Here is an 18,030-nt window from a genome sequence, read left to right on the forward strand (position 1 = left end):
CTACCGGTGGCCGCCGTGCGTGTGCGTGGCCGGGCCGTCCTGCTTGGGTACGGCTTTCGCCGTGGCAGGTTCCGGGTGGGCCATCGGGTGACCACCCCGCATCTCGATCTTCATCACCTCGGCAGGCATCACCACGAACGGGCGCATCATGCCCATGTCCTCGTGGTCACGCATGTGGCAGTGGTGCAGGAAACGGCCGCTGTGCTCGAAGTGCGCCGCCACTGTCACCAGTTCGCCGTTGTTGACCTGGACGACGTCCTTCCAGCCGCCCTCGACTCCGGTCAACTGCTGCGCCGCGACGTACTCCACCGGGGCCACTGTTCCGCCGCCGACGGTCCGGCCCTTGTCGTCGTGGATGAAGCCGAACTTGTCGGCCACGTTGTAGGTGTGCCGTGACTGGACCTTGAAGTGGGTCGCGTGGATGTGCTGCGGGTGCGGCCAGCCCGCCACGTCCAGGTTGAGCCACGACCACTTCTCCCACGCGCCCGTCTCCACCATGAACTTCACCGGGTCGGCGAAGGTCCGTGCCACGCGCTGGTAGGTGCGGACCTTGCCGTCCTCGCCCTTGACCTGCACGATCCCGTCGATCGGGAACTGGCCCGGCGGCGGCGCCGGGATCTCGGTCATCTCCCACTGCTCGATCTGCCCCGTGCCCAGCGGCGGGAACACGATCATCCGGTGCGGTGCGGAGTCCAGCTTCGGCGGCCGCGGGAACGACGTGTCCAGTTTGGACGGCACGCGGTAGTGCCCGCCGGTGCGCCCGCCGACGCGGAACTCCATCACCTCCGGCCAGGGGCCCGGGTCGTAGTCGGTGTTCACGAGCCGGACGCGCCTGCCGCGCAACGCACCGAAGTCGACAAGCAGGTCCGCGCGTTCGGCCGCCGCGAGGTACAGGGGGCCGTCCTGTGCCACCGGCGCCGGGAGCAGGCCGCCGTCGGTGCCGACGAGCTTGATGACACCGGCCGGGACGGGCTTTCCGTCCTCGAACTGCAGTTGCAGGTTGTACGGGCGGACGTTCGCGACGTTGGCCAGGCGCAGCCGGTACCAGGTCGGCTCGACGTCGGCGTACGGCCAGATCACGCCGTTGACCGACGTGAACGGGCCGGAGAACGACGTCGCCTGGATCTCCGGGTCCATTGTGTACAGCACGGTCTTGTACAGCTGGTCACCGGTCAGCTTGCCCTGGGCGTCCAGGTCGAAGTTGCGGTCGCACAACACGAGCGGGATCTCGTAACGGCCGGACGGCAACGCGTCGTCGTAGCGGTCGCGGATGACGTACAGGCCGCTCAGGCCCGCGATCGTGGTCCAGCGGGAGATCGGCATGGCGTGGTCGTGGTACCAGAGCGTGGTCGCGCGCTGGTTGTTGGCGTACTCCGCGACCTGGACGTCACCGGGCGAGATGCCGGCTTCCGGCCAGCCGTCGTTGCCCTGGCCGGTTTCCGCGCCGTGCAGGTGCACCACCACCCACGGCGGCAGGTTCGACACGTCCGGCAGCAGCGGCGCGTCGTCGCGGCCGGGACGGTCCCACAGGGGCGGGTCCGCCTGCCGGATCATCGGCGCGACCGCGAGCAGCGGCAGTTTGCCGGTGAGCTCGTTGGCCCAGCGGACCCGGAGCCTGCGGCCACGGCGGGCCTCGATGACCGGGCCGTGCACGCCGCCCTCATAGCCCCAGATCGTGGTCGGCGGCAACTGGGAGTGCAGCTTGGCCTTCGCGGTCCGCATCCGCACGGTGATCTCGCCGACGTCGCCCGGTGAAGGTCGTAACGTCCGCGGGATCGGCAGCGGGTCGCGGAACGGCTCGACGGGGTGCGGGTGCTTGGCTTGCTGGTACGCCACGCGCTTGACGCGTCCCGGGATCGGCGGCGACTGCGGGGACACGACGATCTTCCGAGCCTCGGCAGCGACCTCCCCGGCACCTTCGGGGGTGTCACCGGCGACGAGCTTGGCCAACGCGGGCAGCGGTCCGCTCGGCAGGACGGTCGGGATCACCACGCCTGCCGCCGCCGTCCCGGCGAGCAGCCGCCGCCGGGACCATGTGCGCTTGTTCTCGCCCGGTGTCGTCATCGATTCTCCTGTTCCAGCAAGGCGCCGACGGTCCGGCGTTGGAATATGTCCTTGGGCGCCAGAGTGATCCCCGCTCGCGCGGCCAGGCTGATCACGCGCATCGACGCGAGGCTGTCGCCGCCGAGCACGAAGAAGTCGTCGTCCACGCCCACCCTGGCCACCCCGAGCGCCTCCGCGAAGACCTCGCACAAGCGTTGCTGCTCGGTCGTTTCCGGCTCCCGGTAGGCCACACCGGAGCTGAACTCCGGGCGCGGCAACCGAGCTCGGTCGACCTTGCTGTGACTGGTCAGCGGCAGCTCGTCGAGTGCGACGAACGCCGACGGCACCATGAACTCGGGCAGTCTGGCGGCGAGCGCGGCCCGCAGGCCCGTCACGTCACCGACCACGTATGCGGCGAGTTTGCCGTCCACGGCGACCACCACCGACTGGGAAACGTACTCGGCCAGCGCGGCCTCGATCTCACCCAGTTCGACGCGGTAGCCCCGGATCTTGACCTGCCCGTCGGCCCGGCCGAGGTAGTCGATCGAGCCGGTCGGCGTCCACCGGACGAGGTCCCCTGTCCGGTACATCCGCTGCCCCGGGGTGAACGGGTCCGCGACGAACCTGTCCGCGGTCAGCCCCGGCTGCCCGAGGTAGCCACGGGCGACCCCGGCTCCGGCGATGTACAGCTCACCCGTGACGCCAGGGGGCAGCAGCGCCAGGTTCGCGTCGAGCACGTAGACGCGGGCGTTGTCGACCGGCTTGCCGATCAGCGGCCGTTCGCTGTCACCGACGAACGCGGCGAGCGTGTCGACCGTGCACTCCGTGGGGCCGTAGAGGTTCACGCCCGGCAGCGCCAGGTCACGCCACTGGGCCTCGGCCACGGCGTCGCCGCCGAACCCGATCAGCGACAACCCGTCGAACGCGCCGAGGTCGCCGAGCGGCGCCAGCATCACCGGTGGCACTTCGATGAAGTCGATGCCGTCACCCGTGATGATCTTCGCGAGCGCCACGGGGTCGGAGCGGCGGTCCTCCGGCACGATGTGCACCGCGTGCCCGTCGAACATCCACAGCTGCGGCTGCCATGCGGCGTCGAACCCGAACGGCCACGCGTGCGCGACACGCAGCGCGTCACGCCCGGTGCGCTCCTTGACCTGGTCGTACAACGCCCGGCGGTGGCTGTGGAACAGGTTGGCGATCGACCGGTGGGAAACCAGGACGCCCTTCGGTTTCCCGGTCGATCCCGATGTGTAGATCAGGTACGCCGGGTTGTCCGGGTGTACCTCGGGCAGTGCGACGTCCGCGCCGGGCGAGTCCGGTCGGACGGTCCCGAAGTCGCGGTCGCTGACGACGGCGACCGGAGCGGCGTCGGTGAGCATCTCGCGGATTCGTTCCGCCGGGTAGTCCGGGTCGATCGGCAAGTACACCGCGCCCGCGCGCAGGACCGCGATCATCGCCGTCATCGCGGCAACCGACCGGTCCAGGCTCACCGCTACGACCTTCTCCGGCCCCGCTCCACAGGCGACGAGAGCCGCGGCGAGCCGTTCGGAATCGGCGGCGACCTCGGCGAACGTCCTGACCTCGGTCCCGCAGACCAGGGCAGGGCGGTCCGGGTTGCGGCGGACCTGGTCGGCGAACAGCTCCGGCAGCAACGGTCCGGCGGGCTGCCCGGTGTCGTTCCAGTCGACCAGCACCAGTTCCTGCTCGGCGCGGGACGCGGCAGGCAGGGTCGCGATCAGCCGCCGAGGGCTGTCCACCATGGCTTCGATCACCTCGAGCAGCCGGGTGCGCAGCCCGTCCGCCTGTGCGAAGGTGAACAGGTCCGGCCGGTACTCCAGCACGATCCGCAAGCCCGCGTTGGGGAACACCGTGACGGTCAGCGGGTAGTGCGTCAGCGACAGGCCACCGGCCACCTCGACGTCCAGGCCGCCCGCGCGTTCGGCGGCTTCGAGCGCGTCCTCGTCGACCGGGAAGCTCTCGAACACCAGCAGGGTGTCGAACAGTTCGCGGTGCCCGGCCAGCCGGTGGATCTCGGCGAGCCCGGTGTGCTGGTGCTCGATCAGCCTTGCCTGCGCCAGTTGCAGTTCCGACAGCGCGTCCTGGACCGTGACGTCGGGCGGCAGCGGCACCCTCACCGGAATCGTGTTGATCATCAGGCCGAGGACGGACTCCACACCGGGCAGGTCGGCGCTGCGGCCCGACACCGTCGCCCCGAAGACCACGTCGTCGCGGCCAGTCGCCTTGCCGAGGACAACGGCCCAGGCGAACTGCAGGACAGTGTTCAGTGTGACGCCGCACCTGCGTGCCAACGCGGTCAGCCGGGTGGCGAGGTCGTCGGCCAGGTCCAACGGCAACAACTCGGCGCCGCCGGACGACGGCGAGCCAGCCGGGGCCAGCAGCGTCGGGCCGTTGACGCCGTCCATCGCGGTGCGCCACGCGTCTTCGGCGGCGTCGTTGTCCTTACCCGCCAGCCATTCGAGGTAGCCGACGTAACCGTCCGGGACGGTCGGCTCGATGCCCGCGTAGGTCGCGAACAACTCGCGTCCCAGCAACGGGACGGACCAGCCGTCGAGGATCGTGTGGTGGTTGGTGATCACCAAATGGTGCCGCGTGTCCGTCAGCCGCAGCAGCAGGAACCGGACCAGCGGCGGCCTGGCCACGTCGAACCGCTTGTCCCGCTCGGCTCCGGCTTCCCGGTCAGCTTCTTCCACTGTGGACACTTCACGGAACGTCCATTCCACGGGCACATCGGACGCGATCACCTGGACGACCTGGCCGTCACGCTGCTCGAACCCGGCCCGCAGCGCGGGATGCCGGTCCACCACCCGCTGCGCGGCGGCCCGCAGCCGATCCGCGTCGACGGCACCGTCCACATCGAGCACGAGCTGCATGGTGTAGATGTCCGGACCGGTTTCGTCGTAGCCGGACAGGAACACCATGCCTTGTTGCAGCGGAGTCGCCGGGAGCACGTCGTCGCCGTACCGCAGGCGCCACGCGTCGAGCGAACCGGTGCTGGTCCGGCTCTCCTTGACACGCTTGCCTGCCACGGCCAAAGCCGCGACGGTCTTGTACTCGAAGATGTCCTTGGGGTCCAGCGCGAACCCGGCCGCCCGCGCCTTGCTGACCACCTGGATGGACACGATGCTGTCGCCGCCGAGTTCGGCGAACCCGTCGTGCACGCCGACCTGGTCGAGCCCCAGCACGTCGGCGAAGATCCCGGCGAGGGTCCGTTCGTCCGCGCTGCGCGGCCGGTCGCCGCCGCTGAGCAGGCTCAGGTCCGGTTCGGGCAGCCGGTTGCGGTCGATCTTGCCGCTCGGGGTCGTCGGCAGGGCGTCCAGCCGCACGAACACCGACGGCACCTGGTGCTCGGCCAGGTGCTCGGCGGCGGTAGCACGGACCGCCTCGACGTCCGCGTCACCGACGAGGTAGGCGACGATCCGGGCTGGCCCGTCCGCGCGCCGGTGGATTCCGACCGCGGCCGCCCGCACACCGTCGGCCCGGGCGAGGACGGATTCGATCTCGGCCGGTTCGACGCGGAAACCCCGGATCTTCACCTGGTAGTCGGTGCGGCCCAGGTAGTCGATCGAACCGTCCGTGCGTCGCCGGACCAGGTCGCCGGTGCGGTACATCCGCTCGCCCGCCGCGAACGGGTCCGCCACGAACCGGGCCGCGGTCAGCCGTTTGTCGCCGAGGTAACCGCGCGCGAGCCCCAGCCCGCCGATGTACAACTCCCCCAACCCACCCGGTGGGACTTCCCGCAGCCAGCCGTCGAGCACCCGTGCTTCGGTGTTCGCGATCGGCACGCCCAACGCGAGCGACTGGCGCGCGTCCCGGCAGTACAGGCTGTCGCCGCTGACTTCCGACGACCCGTAGAGGTTGACGACCCGGCCGGACGGGATCGACGAGACGTGCGCCGCGGTCAACGCCTCGCCGCTGGAGATCCACGTAAGCACCGACCCGAGCTTCTCGGGCGCGCTGTCCCCCATGGCCTGCAACAGGCTTGGCACGCCCGTGACCCAGGTGGGCTTGTGCTCCGCGATCAGACCGGCCAACGCCAACGGGTTGCGCCGGTCCTCATCGGACGCCAACACAACGGGCACCCCGGCGGTCAACGCGCCGAGCAGCTCGGTCGTGCCGTCGATGAAGCTGATGGAACTCTTGGCCAGCACCAGGTCCCGTGGCCCCAGCGGTTCACGCCGTCGCAGCCACTCCAACCGGTTGGCCAGCCCAAGCCGGGTACCGATCACCCCTTTGGGACGTCCAGTCGACCCCGACGTGTAAACAACGTAAGCCGGATGCCCAGGTAGAGCTCGTGGATGTTCACCAGGGTCAGAACCCGGATCAACACTCACGGGCAGTTCTGGGGCGAGGTTTTGGAGTTCGGTGGGGAGGGGGCCGGTGGTGAGGAGTAGGGCCGGTTTCGCGTCGGTGATCATGTAACGCAGCCGCTCGACCGGGTAGCGCAGGTCCAACGGCAGGTAGCAGGCGCCTGCCTTGAGCACGGCCAGCAGTGCGATGACCAGGTCCGCGCAGTAGCCGGTGGCCAGTCCCACAACGGATTCCGGACCGATGCCACGCTCGGCGAGTGCGGCGGCCATGGTTGAGGAGCGGTCGTCGAGTTCGCCGCGGGTCAGCCAGACACCGTCGGCGAGCAGCGCCCGTGTGTCCGGCTCCGAACGCAGTGTGCGCTCGACGAGGCCGGTGACCTCGGGGAATTCGACGGTTTCCGGCTCATGCGGGACGATCGTCCGTGCCCGGGTGATCCGGCCGACCGGGGTGTCGGGCTCGTTCACTACGGTCGCGAGCACTGTCTTCATGCGGGCCAGCAGCTGGTCGGCGGTGGCGGCGTCGATGGTGCGGAACTTCAGGTCCAGCCTGATCCGGCCGCCGCCCGGACTGACCATCAGCATCACCGGGTAGTGCGTGCCGTCCTGTCCGGACATCCGCTCCACCCGCAGGCCCGTGCCGCTCTCGGACCGCTCCAGTGCTTGCTCGTCGATCGGGTACGTCTCGATGACCAGCAGTGTGTCGAACAGTTCGCCCTCACCGACGGTCCTGGTGACCGTGGGCAGGTCGATGTACTGGTGGTCCAGCATCGCGGTCTGCTCGTCCTGCAGCCTGGTCAGGAAGTCCATGAACGGCTCGTCGGGCCGCAGCCGCGTGCGGACCGGGATGGTGTTGATGAACAGACCGATGATCTCGCCGACCCGGGGCACCTCGGGTGGCCGCCCGGCGACGACCTGCCCGGTCACGACGTCGGACGTCCCGGCGAACTCGCCGAGAACGGTCAGCCACGCCCCCGCGAGCAAGGTGTTGAACGTCAGGCCGCGCTCACGAGCCACCGAGACCACGTGGTCGTCGATCACGACGGACCGCCGATCGGCCGGGCCGGGCGTGTGCGCGCCGGAGAACGGCGTACAGGACTTCACGTCCGACAAGGCCTGCCGCCACGCCTCGACGCTCTGCGCCTTGTCCCTGCCGTCGAGCCACGCCAGGTAGTCGCGGTACTGCGCGGCTGGCGGCAGCCCGACACCGCGGTACAGCTCCAGCAGTTCACGGACCAGCAACGCGTTGGACCAGCCATCCAGCATGATGTGGTGGCTGGTGATCACCAGCCGGTGCTCCCCGGGCCCCAGGCGCAGCAGGTGGAACCGGAACAGCGGCGGCTCGTCCAGCTTGAACCGGGTGGCCAGCTGGGCCGCGGCGACCCGGTCGGCCTCGCCGCGCGGGTCGGGCAGGCCGGTCAGGTCCAGCTCGGTCCACGGCGGGTCGACCGATTCCGGGACGAGCGCGACCGGGTGGTCGAGGTCCTCGAACCAGAAGCAGGACCGCAGGTTCGGGTGCCGGTCGAGCAGCGACCGCACAGCGTCCCGCAGCCGCGCGGGATCCAGGTCTCCGCTCAGGTCGACCGAGAGCTGCACGGTGTACGGGTCGTCGCCCTCGCTGGAGTAGCTGCTGAGGAACAGCAGCCCTTCCTGAAGCGGTGACAGGGGCAGGATGTCCGCGATGCTCACTTCTTCGCCCATTTCGCCTGGATCTTGTCGAGCTGGGACTGGTTCAACCGCGCCAGCGGCACGTCCGCCGGGGTGTAGCCACCCGCGCCTTGGAGGTCCGCGGCCGCGACGACAGCCCGCAGCGCCCGTTCCCACAGGGCCGCGAACTCGGCCACCGAGGCTTCGGTAAGCACGCCGGACGCGTACGCCCATTCGACGCGTACCTGCTGGCCGTCAGCGGACGCGGTGGCGTCGATGACCAGCGCGTGCTCGGCCGTCCGGTGTTCGTCGACCGTGCCGCCGAGCCCGCCTTCGGTCTGCCAGCCGTCGGTCGCGGTGCCCGCGCTCATCCGGCCGAGGTAGTTGAAGGCGATCGACGGCGTCGCGACGTCCTCGAGCGACCGCAGCAGGCCGAAGCCGATTCCGTCGTCGGGGACCTGCCGCAGGTGCTGCTTCACGGCTTTCAGCACGTCTTCCGCGCGCGCCGGGTCCCGTTCGGCCGTGGCCACGTCGATCCCGGCGCTCGCCAGGCGCACCGGGTAGATCGTGGTGAACCACCCGATGGTCCGCGACAGGTCCGCGCCGGGCACGAGGTCCTGCTGGCGGCCGTGTCCTTCCAGGTCGAGCAGCAGGTCGTCGTGGCCGGTCCAGCTTCGGGCGGCGATGGCGAGCCCGGTCAGCAGGACGTCGTTCACGGTCGCCCGCAGCTTGCCGGGCACTGTCGTCACCAGTTCGCCGACGTCCATCACCCGGCTGATCCGCGACAGGGTCGCGATCGTGTCGCCGGAGTTCAACGGGCGGCTGCCGACCGGCGCGGGCCCGTCGCCGAGCACCGAACGCCAGTACGGCTCCTGATCCTGTTTGGACACTTGGGCCAGGCCCGCCGCCCACGTGCGGAACGAGGTACGGACCGGGCGGAGCTCGGCACCCGCGTACGCGGATTCCAGATCGGGCAACAGGATTCGCCACGACACGCCGTCCATCACCAGGTGGTGGACCAACAGCAGCAGCTCGGACGGCGCGTGCGCGCCGTGGTCGAACCACACCGCCTGGACCATCGCGCCGCGCCACGGGTCGAGCCGGTCCCGCGCGGCCAGGAACTCCGCACGGGGTGGCTGCTCGCCCGGCGCGACCCGGATCACCCGCAGGCAGTCCGGGATCTCCTCCGGTACGACGATCCCCAGCCCCGGTTCGAGCCGTGCGCGGAGCATGTCGTGTGTCCGCAGCACCGACCGCAGCGCCAGGTCGAGCCGGACCGGGTCGATCCCGGCAGGCAGCTTGAGCAGCATCGACTGCCCGAACTTCTCCACGGCCACGTGCCGGGTCAGGAACCGCCGCATGATCGGCGTCGGCTCGACCGAGCCGGTGCCCGGGTCGTGCACGTCCGGCCCGTGCCCGGCGAGGTCCGTCGCGACCACCGCCAGATCGCGGACTGTCTTGCGTTCGAACACGTTGCGGGGTGTCAGCGCGAGACCTTCCTCGCGTGCCCTGGCCACCAGCTGGATCGACAGGATGCTGTCGCCGCCGAGTTCGAAGAACGCGTCGCCGACGCCGATGTCGTCCCGGCCGAGCAGGTCGCGGAACAGCCGCAGCAGGATCTCCTCGCGCCGTCCCTCCGCGGGCAGCGCCGACTCGGCCGGGCGGGCGAAGTCCGGTGTCGGCAACGCGTCCCGGTTGAGCTTCCCGGCCACGCTCAGCGGCAACGACTCCAGTTGCATCCACTGGGCCGGGACCAGGTACTCCGGCAGGACCTGCGCGACGGCCTCGGCGACGGCGGCCGTGTCGAGCCGGGTGTCGGAGACGAGGTAACCCACGAGCGCGTGCCTGCCGTCCGTGGACTCCCGCACGGCGACCGCGGCCGCCTTCACCGCGGGCAGGTCGATCAGCGCGGCCTCGATCTCGGCCGGTTCGATCCGGTAGCCGCGGACCTTCATCTGCTCGTCGACCCGGCCCAGGTAGTCGATCAAACCCTGAGGCGTCCAGCGGGCGAGGTCGCCGGTGCGGTACATCCGCTCGCCCGGGGTGAACGGGTTGGCGACGAACCGCGTGCTCGTCAGCCCCGGCTGGCCGAGGTAGCCACGGGCCAGGCCCGCACCGCCGAGGTACAGCTCACCGGTGACACCCGGTGGGACCGGCTTGAGGTCCGGGCCGAGGATGTAGGCCTTCTTGTTCACGTCCGGCACGCCGATCGGCAGCACCGGCGCGGCCCAGTCCGGCTCGGCGCGCCAGAGCGTCGAGTTCACTGTGGACTCGGTCGGGCCGTACGCGTTGAGGAAGATCCGGCCGCCCGCCCACGCGTGCACGAGGTCACGCCGCAGAGCCTCGGTGCCGACGATCAGCGTCAGGTCCTTGGGCAGTACCGAGGTGTCCGGCAGCGACGACACCACCGACGGCGGGATCACCAGGTGTGTCAGGTCGTTGGCGGTGGCGAACCGCCCGAGTTCCGCACCGGCCCGCGCGTGCTCCGGCAGGAAGAACATCGCCGCGCCGCACAGGATCGAGATGCTCATCTCGGCCATGGACACGTCGAAGGAGAACGACGCGAACTGGCCGACGCGCCTGCCCGGCCCGCTCTCCGATCCACCCGCCATGGTCCGGACCAGGCTCGGCAGGCCGCTGTGCGGGATCGCCACGCCCTTGGGCCGTCCCGTCGAACCGGACGTGTAGATGACATAGGCCAGGGCGTCCGGCCGGATCGTCACTCGTGGGCGGTCGCTGGGCCCGTCCTGCCAGGCCGTGGCCACCGGCAGCAGCGGCACGGCTTCCGTGCCCGGCAGGGATTCCTTGGCGATCACCAGCGCAGGTCGGGCGTCGTCGAGGACATGCCGCACGCGGGCGGCCGGGTGTCCGGGGTCGACCGGCAGGTACGCGGCACCGGCCTTGGCGACCGCGAACATCGCGACGAGGAACTCCGCCGAGCGCGGCAACGCGATCGCCACCAACGACTCCGGCGGCAGTTCTCGTTCGATGATCCGCTGTGCCAGCCGGTTGGCGAGCGCGTCCAGTTCGGCGAAGGTGAACCGGCGGTCGCCGTCGACCAGTGCCAGCTCGTCCGGCCGCGCGTCGACCTGCGCTTCGAACAGCCCGGCCAACATCAGGTCCGGCACCGGCTCGGCGGTGGAGTTCCACCGCGACAGCACGAGTTCGCGTTCGTGGTCGGTCAGCACGTCCACAGCGGACAACCGGGCGACCGGGTCGGCGCACAGGGCGGCCAGGACGTGTCCCAGGCGCTCGACGAGTGCCGAGCCGGTCGACGGGTCGAACAGGTCCAGCGCGTAGGTCAACGCCAGCGACAGGTCGTCGTGGCCGACGGTTTCCCGCACGGTGAACGTCAGGTCGAACTTGGCGACGACGAGACCGGGCTCGTAGGCGGACGTCGTGGTGCCCGGCAGGCCGAGGTCGTCCTCGTCGAGCATCCGGTGGGTCACCACGACCTGGAACAGCGGGTGCCGGGACATCGAGCGCTCCGGCGACAGGTGGTCGACGAGCCGCTCGAACGGCAGGTCCGCGTGCCCGAACGCGCCGAGGTCGGTCGCCCTGACCCGGGCGAGCAGTTCGGCGAAGGTCGGGTTGCCCGCCGTGGACGTCCGCAGCACCAACGTGTTGACGAAGAACCCGGTGAGGTCGTCCAGCGCGGGGTCGGTCCGGCCCGCGATCGGCGTGCCGAGCGGGATGTCCTCCCCGGCGCCGAGCTTGGACAGCAGCACGGCGACCGCCGCCTGCACCACCATGTACACCGTGACGCCGTGCTCGGCCGCCACCCGGCGAACAGTCGCGGCGACGTCGTCCGGCAGCCGCAGTTCGACCTCTTCACCCTCGTACGAGGCAGTCGGCGGGCGCGGGCGGTCCGCGGGCAGGTTCAGCTCGTCCGGCAGACCGGCGAGAGTGTCCTGCCAGTAGTCGAGCTGCGCCTGGGACAGCGGTGAGTCAAGCAGTTGACGTTGCCACAGCGCGTAATCCGCGTACTGGACGGGCAACGCGGGCCATGATGGGGCCAAACCGTCGAGCCGGGCGCCGTACGCGGTCGCCAGGTCGGTGAACAACGGCCGCGCCGACCACTCGTCGGTCGCGATGTGGTGCACCAGCACAAGCACCACGTACTCGCTGTCGCTGAGCTTGTAGACCGTCACCCTGATCGGGAGTTCCTCGGCGAGCCGGAACGGGTGGCGTGACGCCTCGGCCAGCAGCCTGGGGAGCAGGGCCTCGTTCGTGGCCACCACGTCGAACGGCACCTGCCCGGTGCTCACCACCTGAGTGGGAATGGCGGTGTCGGGGTAGACCGTGCGCAGGATCTCGTGCCGTTCCACCACGTCGGTGACCGCGGCACGCAGTGCTTCCAGGTCCAGTGGGCCGTTGAGCCGGGCGGTGAACGGCACGTTGTACGTCGGCGACGGGCCGTCCATCCGGTGGATGAACCACAGCCGCTGCTGCGCGGGCGACAGCGGCATCGGGTCCGGCCTGGCGGCCGGGACGAGCGCGGGCCGACCGCCTTCGCGGCCGAGCAGGGCCGCGAGGCCGCGCACGGACGGCGCGTCGAACACGTCGGAAATGGTCAACTCGGCGCCGAACACCGTCCGGATCCGGGACACCAGCCGCACAGCGAGCAGCGAATGCCCGCCGAGGGCGAAGAAGTCGTCCTCCGCACCGACCGAGCGCAAGCCCAGCAGCTCCGCCAGCATCCCGGCGAGCAGCTCCTCGGCCGGGTCACGCAGCGCGCCGTCGCCTGTGTTCGCCCGCGGCTCCGGCAGCGCCTTGCGGTCGACCTTGCCGTTGGGCAGCAACGGGATTTCGTCCAGCGGGACGATCGCCGACGGCACCAGCTGCTCGGGCAGCCGCTCGGCGAGCGCGGTCAGCAGACCGGCGGTTTCGCCGACGACGTAGCCGATGAGCCGGTCGTCGCGCACGACCGCCACAGCGGCTCGCACGCCGTCCTGCGCCAGCAACGCCGTTTCGACCTCGCCGAGCTCGATGCGCATGCCGCGGAGCTTCACCTGGTCGTCGTTGCGGCCCAGGTACTCGATGGCGCCGTCGGCCCGGTAACGGACGAGGTCGCCGGTCCGGTAGAGCCGTGCACCCGCCGCGCCGAACGGGTCCGCCACGAACCGGCTCGCCGTCAGGCCCGGCCTGGCCAGGTAGCCCCTGGCCAGCTGGACACCACCGAGGTACAGCTCACCGGTCACCCCGGCCGGGACCGGCCTGAGCGCCTGGTCGAGCACGTGCACCTGGGTGTTCCACACCGGGCGGCCGATCGGCACCGGCCCGTCCGCGACCACGTGCCAGTGGGTGACGTCCACCGCTGCTTCGGTTGGCCCGTAGAGGTTGTGCAGTTCGGCCGGTAGCTGTGCACGGCAGCGAGCGGCGACGTCCGCGGGCAACGCCTCGCCGCTGGTGAACAGCAAACGCAGTGGCGCGGCGACACCGGCGTCGAGGAACACTCGCAGCATCGACGGCACGAAGTGCGCGACGGTCACACCGTTGCGGGTGATCGCGTCGGAGATCGAAGCCGGATCGCGGTGCGCGCCCGGGTCGACGAGCACGAGCGCCGCGCCGGTGAAGGCAGGCAGGAAGAACTCCCACACCGACACGTCGAACCCGGCCGGGGTCTTCTGCAGGATCCGGTCGGCGCCGGTGATGGCGTACTCGGCGGCCATCCATTCGAGCCGGTTGACGATCGCCCGGTGCGTCAGGACCGCGCCCTTGGGCCGCCCGGTCGACCCGGACGTGTAGATCACGTAGGCGGCGTTGTCCGGGTGGATCTCCTGATCCGTCCAGTCGCCGACCGCGCCGCGGATCTCCTGGGCGGTCAGCGTCAGCACGGAACCTGAGTCGGACCGGATGAGCTCGCGGCGCTCGGCGGGGTAGTCCGGGTCGACCGGAACGTATGCCGCACCGGCTCGCAGTACGCCCCACAACGCCACGACCAGCTCGATCGAACGCGGAATGGCCACCGCGACCACGCTTTCCGGCCCCACCCCGCACTTCGCGAGGTACGCGGCGACAGCGCCGCTGCGCTCGACAAGCTCGTCGTAGGTCATCTGCCGGTCGCCGTGGACCAGCGCGACCGCGTCCGACCGGTTCGTGTGCAGGCGGTCGACCAAGGTGCCGGGTGCGACGGCGCGCCCGGCACCGGCGGACGGCCGCTCCGCCGGAAGGCGCACGTCCACTGAGGACAATCGGACACCTGCCACCGCCTGTTCGATGACCAGCAGCAGCCGCGAGACCATCACGTCCACTGTGGACCTGTCGAACAGGTCCGAGGCGTAGTTCACCGACACGGTCAACCCGTCGACGCCGGGGAGCTCCTCGAACGCGAACCCGAGGTCGAACTTGGCCGCGTCCGGTGCCACCGCTGTCGACTCGGCCGTCAGCCCCACGAGTTCCGGTGCGCGCAACTGCCGGTACTGGTGGTTGACCATCACCTGGAACAGCGGGTGCCTCGCCCGTGACCGCCGGGGCGCCAGTTCCTCCACGAGCTGCTCGAACGGCACGTCCTGGTGCGCGTACGCGGCCAGGTCGGTGTCCCGGACACGGCCAAGGAGCTCGTCGAACGACGGGTCGCCGGTCAGGTCCGTCCGCAGCACCACGGTGTTGACGAAGAACCCGACCATGTCCTCCAACGCCGGATCGGGCCTGCCGCCGACCGGCGCGCCCAACGGGATGTCGTAGCCCGCACCGAGTTTCGACAACAACACGGCCACAGCGGTGCGCAACACCATGAACGGTGTCGTACCGGTCCGTCCGGCCAGCCCACGCACGGCAGCGTGCAGGGGCGCGGGAATGTCCCGTTCGACGAAACCGCCGCGGTAGGAGGCTTTGGCCGGACGCGGTCGGTCGGTCGGGATGCCCAGTTCCTCCGGCAGTCCGGCCAACTGGTCGCGCCAGTACTCGAGCTGTTCCTGGCTGTCGAGCGAACGCTGCCACAGCGTGTAATCCGCGTACTGCACGGGCAACGGCTCGAACTGGGGCACTTCGGACGCCCGCCGAGCCGCGTACGCCCTCGACAGGTCACCGAACAGCGGCCCGGCCGACAACGCGTCGGCCACGATGTGGTGCAGCACGACGACGAGAACGTGGTCCCGGCGGGAGTCGCTGATCAGCTCGACCCGGATCGGCAGGTCGCGTGCCAGGTCGAACGTGCGGGCGAGGCATTCGCGGACCGATTCCGGCCCGGCGTGCCGTGCCCGGAACGGGATCTCGTCCAACGGCAGAACGCGCTGGTACGGCTCGCCGTCCTGCTCGACGAACACGGTCCGCAGGCTCTCATGTCGCTGCATGACGTCGCCGACCGCAGCGCGCAGGGCCTGAATGTTGACGTCGCCGTGCAACCGCGCGGTGAACGGGATCGTGTACGCCGCCGACGGCCCTTCCAGTTTGTCCAGGAACCACAGTCGCCTTTGGGCGAACGACAACGGAATCAAAGCCGGTCGCTCCGCGGGCACGAGCAGTGGTCGGGTGGTCTGCTCGTCGAGGTGCCCGGCCAGCGCGCGGACTGTGGGCGCCTCGAACACCGTGCGCAGTGACACCTCACGCCGGAACACCGCACGGATACGCGACACGAGCCGCGTGGCCAGCAGCGAATGCCCGCCGTTGTCGAAGAAGTTGTCGTCGAGCCCGATCGAGCCGAGCCCGAGCACCCCGGCGAAGATCTGCGCGAGGACCTCTTCCCGGGTACCGGCCATTGCCCCGGCGGGCGCCTCGGCGGTGGCCTGGATGTCCCGCAACGCCCCGCGATCGGTCTTGCCGTTGGGGAGCAACGGGATCTCCGGTACCGCCACGAACGAGGTCGGCACGAGGCCGGACGGCAGCACCGAACGCGCGGCGGTCCGGGCCGCCGCGATGTCGTCGGCGACCACGTAGGCCACGAGTTCATGGCCCCGGGCGACAACCGCCGCGGCGGTCACACCGTCCACACTGGTCAGCACCGCTTCGATCTCGGCCGGTTCGATCCGCACACCGCGGACCTTCACCTGGTCGTCGGCCCGGCCGAGCAGAGTGAGCACGCCGTCGCGGTCGCGTCGCGCGAGATCTCCCGTGCGGTACAGCCTGGTGCCGTTCGGCCCGGCGACGAACCGGGTCGCGGTCAGCGAGGCTGACTTGTAGCCCCGCGCGATCCCGGCGCCGCCTAGGTACAGCTCGCCCACCACACCCGTCGGCGCTGGTGAGAGCGTGTTGTCCAGGACGTACGCCGTGGTGCCGTCGACAGTCCGTGCGAAGCCGGTCCCCTCGGACATCAGGCTGTCGCCACCGGCTTCCGAGCAACCGTAGAGATCCACGAGCCGCGCGGCGGGCAGTGCCGCGCGGAACCGGTCGGCCAACGCGGCGGGCAGCGCCTCACCGCTGGAGATCCAGACGCGGACGCACTCCAGCTTGCCCGGGTCGGCGTCGAGCAACGCCTGCAGCAGGCTCGGCACGAGCGTCAACCGGCTGCCGTGGTGTCGTACGACCAGATCAGCCAACGCGTGCACATCCTGGCGTTGCGCCGAATCGGCGAGCACGACCCGCGCGCCACCGAGCAGCGCGCCGAGCAGTTCCGTGCTGCCGTCGACGAAGCTGATCGAGCTCTTGGCGACGATCACGTCCTGCACGCTCACCGGGAGCACGCGCTGTCCCCACGCCAGCCGCGCGGCCAACGCGCCGTGCGTGCCGGTGACCGCTTTGGGGTGGCCCGACGAGCCGGACGTGAACAACACGTACGCCGGGTGCTTCGGGCTGAGCGGGGAGGTCCGTTCCTCATCGGTGACGCGCCCGCCCGGCAGGTCCGCGAGCTGCTCGAGGGTGGTCTGGTCGTCCAGCGCCAGCGTCGGACCGGTCCAGAGGCCGAACTCGCCGCTGGTCAGGACCAGGTGCGGTGGGGCGTCGTCGAGCATCAGGCGCAGCCGTGCCTCGGGGTACTCGACGTCCAGCGGCAGGTAGGCGGCACCCGTCTCCAGGATCGCGAGCAGTCCGATCACGAGGTCAGCGGACGGGCGGCACGCCAGGCCGACCACGGCCTCCGGGCCGATGCCGCGCGTGATCAGCAGCCGCGCCAACTGCCCGACGCGTTTGGTCAGCTGCCCGTAGGACAGCGCGCCGTCGATGGCGATCCGGCCCGCGTTCCGCACAGCCGACAGCCGGAACATCTCCGGGACAAGGGGGCCGTCGACGTGCGCCTGCGGTTCCGGGACGCGTTCGGCCCGCAGCAGAACGGAATGCGCGCTGATCGGCTCGTCCGGCCGGGTGACCATGGCGCCGATCAGGGCGGTCAGCCGCTCGGCGAGGTCGGCGACGGTCTCGGCGTCGAACAGGTCCGTCGCGTACTCGATCCCGGCGCCGAGCGTGCCCGCGGTGCTGAAGAAGCTGAACGTCAGGTCGAACTTGGCCTTGTCCAAGCCGAACGGCAGCGCCTGGCTGACCAGGCCGCCGACCCCGAGGTCCAGGTCGAGGTCGTGCTGGTGGGTGACCATCACCTGGAACAGCGGGTTGCGCGACAGCGACCGCGTCGGGCTGAGCACCTCGACCAGTCGCTCGAACGGGACGTCGGCGTGCTCGAACGCGGCCAGGTCCACTTCACGGACCCGGCGCAGCAGTTCGGCGAACGTCGGGTCGCCGTCGGTCCGCACGCGCAGGACAAGCGTGTTGACGAAGAACCCGACCAGGTCCTCAAGGGCCGCGTCACCGCGGCCCGCGATCGGCGACCCGAGCGGGATGTCCTGTCCGGCTCCCATCTTGGACAGCAGTACGGCGACGGCCGCCTGCACGACCATGAACACGGTGACGTCGTTGTCCCTGGCCAGGTTCACCAGCGCCTGGTGGACGTCGTCGGACAGCTCGTAGAAGTGGTAGCCGCCGTGGTCACTGGCGATGTCGGGCCGTGGCCGGTCGAACGGCAGGACGAGTTCCTCCGGCGCACCGGCGAGTTGCCGCCGCCAGTAGTCGACCTGCGCGGAGACGTCCAGCTGTTGGCGTTGCCAGATGGCGTAGTCCGCGTACCGCACGGGCAGTGGAGTCCACTGTG

At 70.5% G+C, this 18,030-nt stretch carries 3 protein-coding genes (1 of these 3 only partly in view); all 3 read right to left on the minus strand.

Annotated elements, in window-relative coordinates:
- Tightly spaced (each overlapping or abutting the next), the 3 genes in view from ALI144C_RS41225 to ALI144C_RS41235 form a layout consistent with a single transcriptional unit that may run on beyond the window.
- Nucleotides 1–2,064, minus strand: a complete 2,064-nt coding sequence (locus ALI144C_RS41225; protein WP_076992627.1) for a multicopper oxidase family protein — start codon at nt 2,062–2,064, stop codon at nt 1–3.
- Nucleotides 2,061–8,069 carry a non-ribosomal peptide synthetase gene (locus ALI144C_RS41230; protein WP_076992628.1) on the minus strand — a complete coding sequence of 2,003 codons (6,009 nt, stop codon included), beginning with the start codon at nt 8,067–8,069 and terminating at the stop codon, nt 2,061–2,063. The genes ALI144C_RS41225 and ALI144C_RS41230 overlap by 4 nt, the downstream gene beginning before the upstream one ends.
- Nucleotides 8,054–18,030, minus strand: partial view of a non-ribosomal peptide synthetase gene (locus tag ALI144C_RS41235; RefSeq protein ID WP_076992629.1) — the 3' portion only. Its footprint extends 3,529 nt past the window's final position; only the last 9,977 of its 13,506 coding nucleotides appear in the window; the start codon falls outside the window, past its right edge; its stop codon occupies nt 8,054–8,056. The genes ALI144C_RS41230 and ALI144C_RS41235 overlap by 16 nt, the downstream gene beginning before the upstream one ends.

The organism is Actinosynnema sp. ALI-1.44, assembly GCF_001984155.1.
Lineage (GTDB): Bacteria > Actinomycetota > Actinomycetes > Mycobacteriales > Pseudonocardiaceae > Kibdelosporangium.

What these genes read in the sequence shown, in the direction of transcription:
- ALI144C_RS41225 (WP_076992627.1), bottom strand. Translation starts at nt 2,064, where the DNA reads ATGACGACACCGGGCGAGAACAAGCGCACATGGTCCCGGCGGCGGCTG.
- ALI144C_RS41230 (WP_076992628.1), bottom strand. Translation starts at nt 8,069, where the DNA reads ATGGGCGAAGAAGTGAGCATCGCGGACATCCTGCCCCTGTCACCGCTT.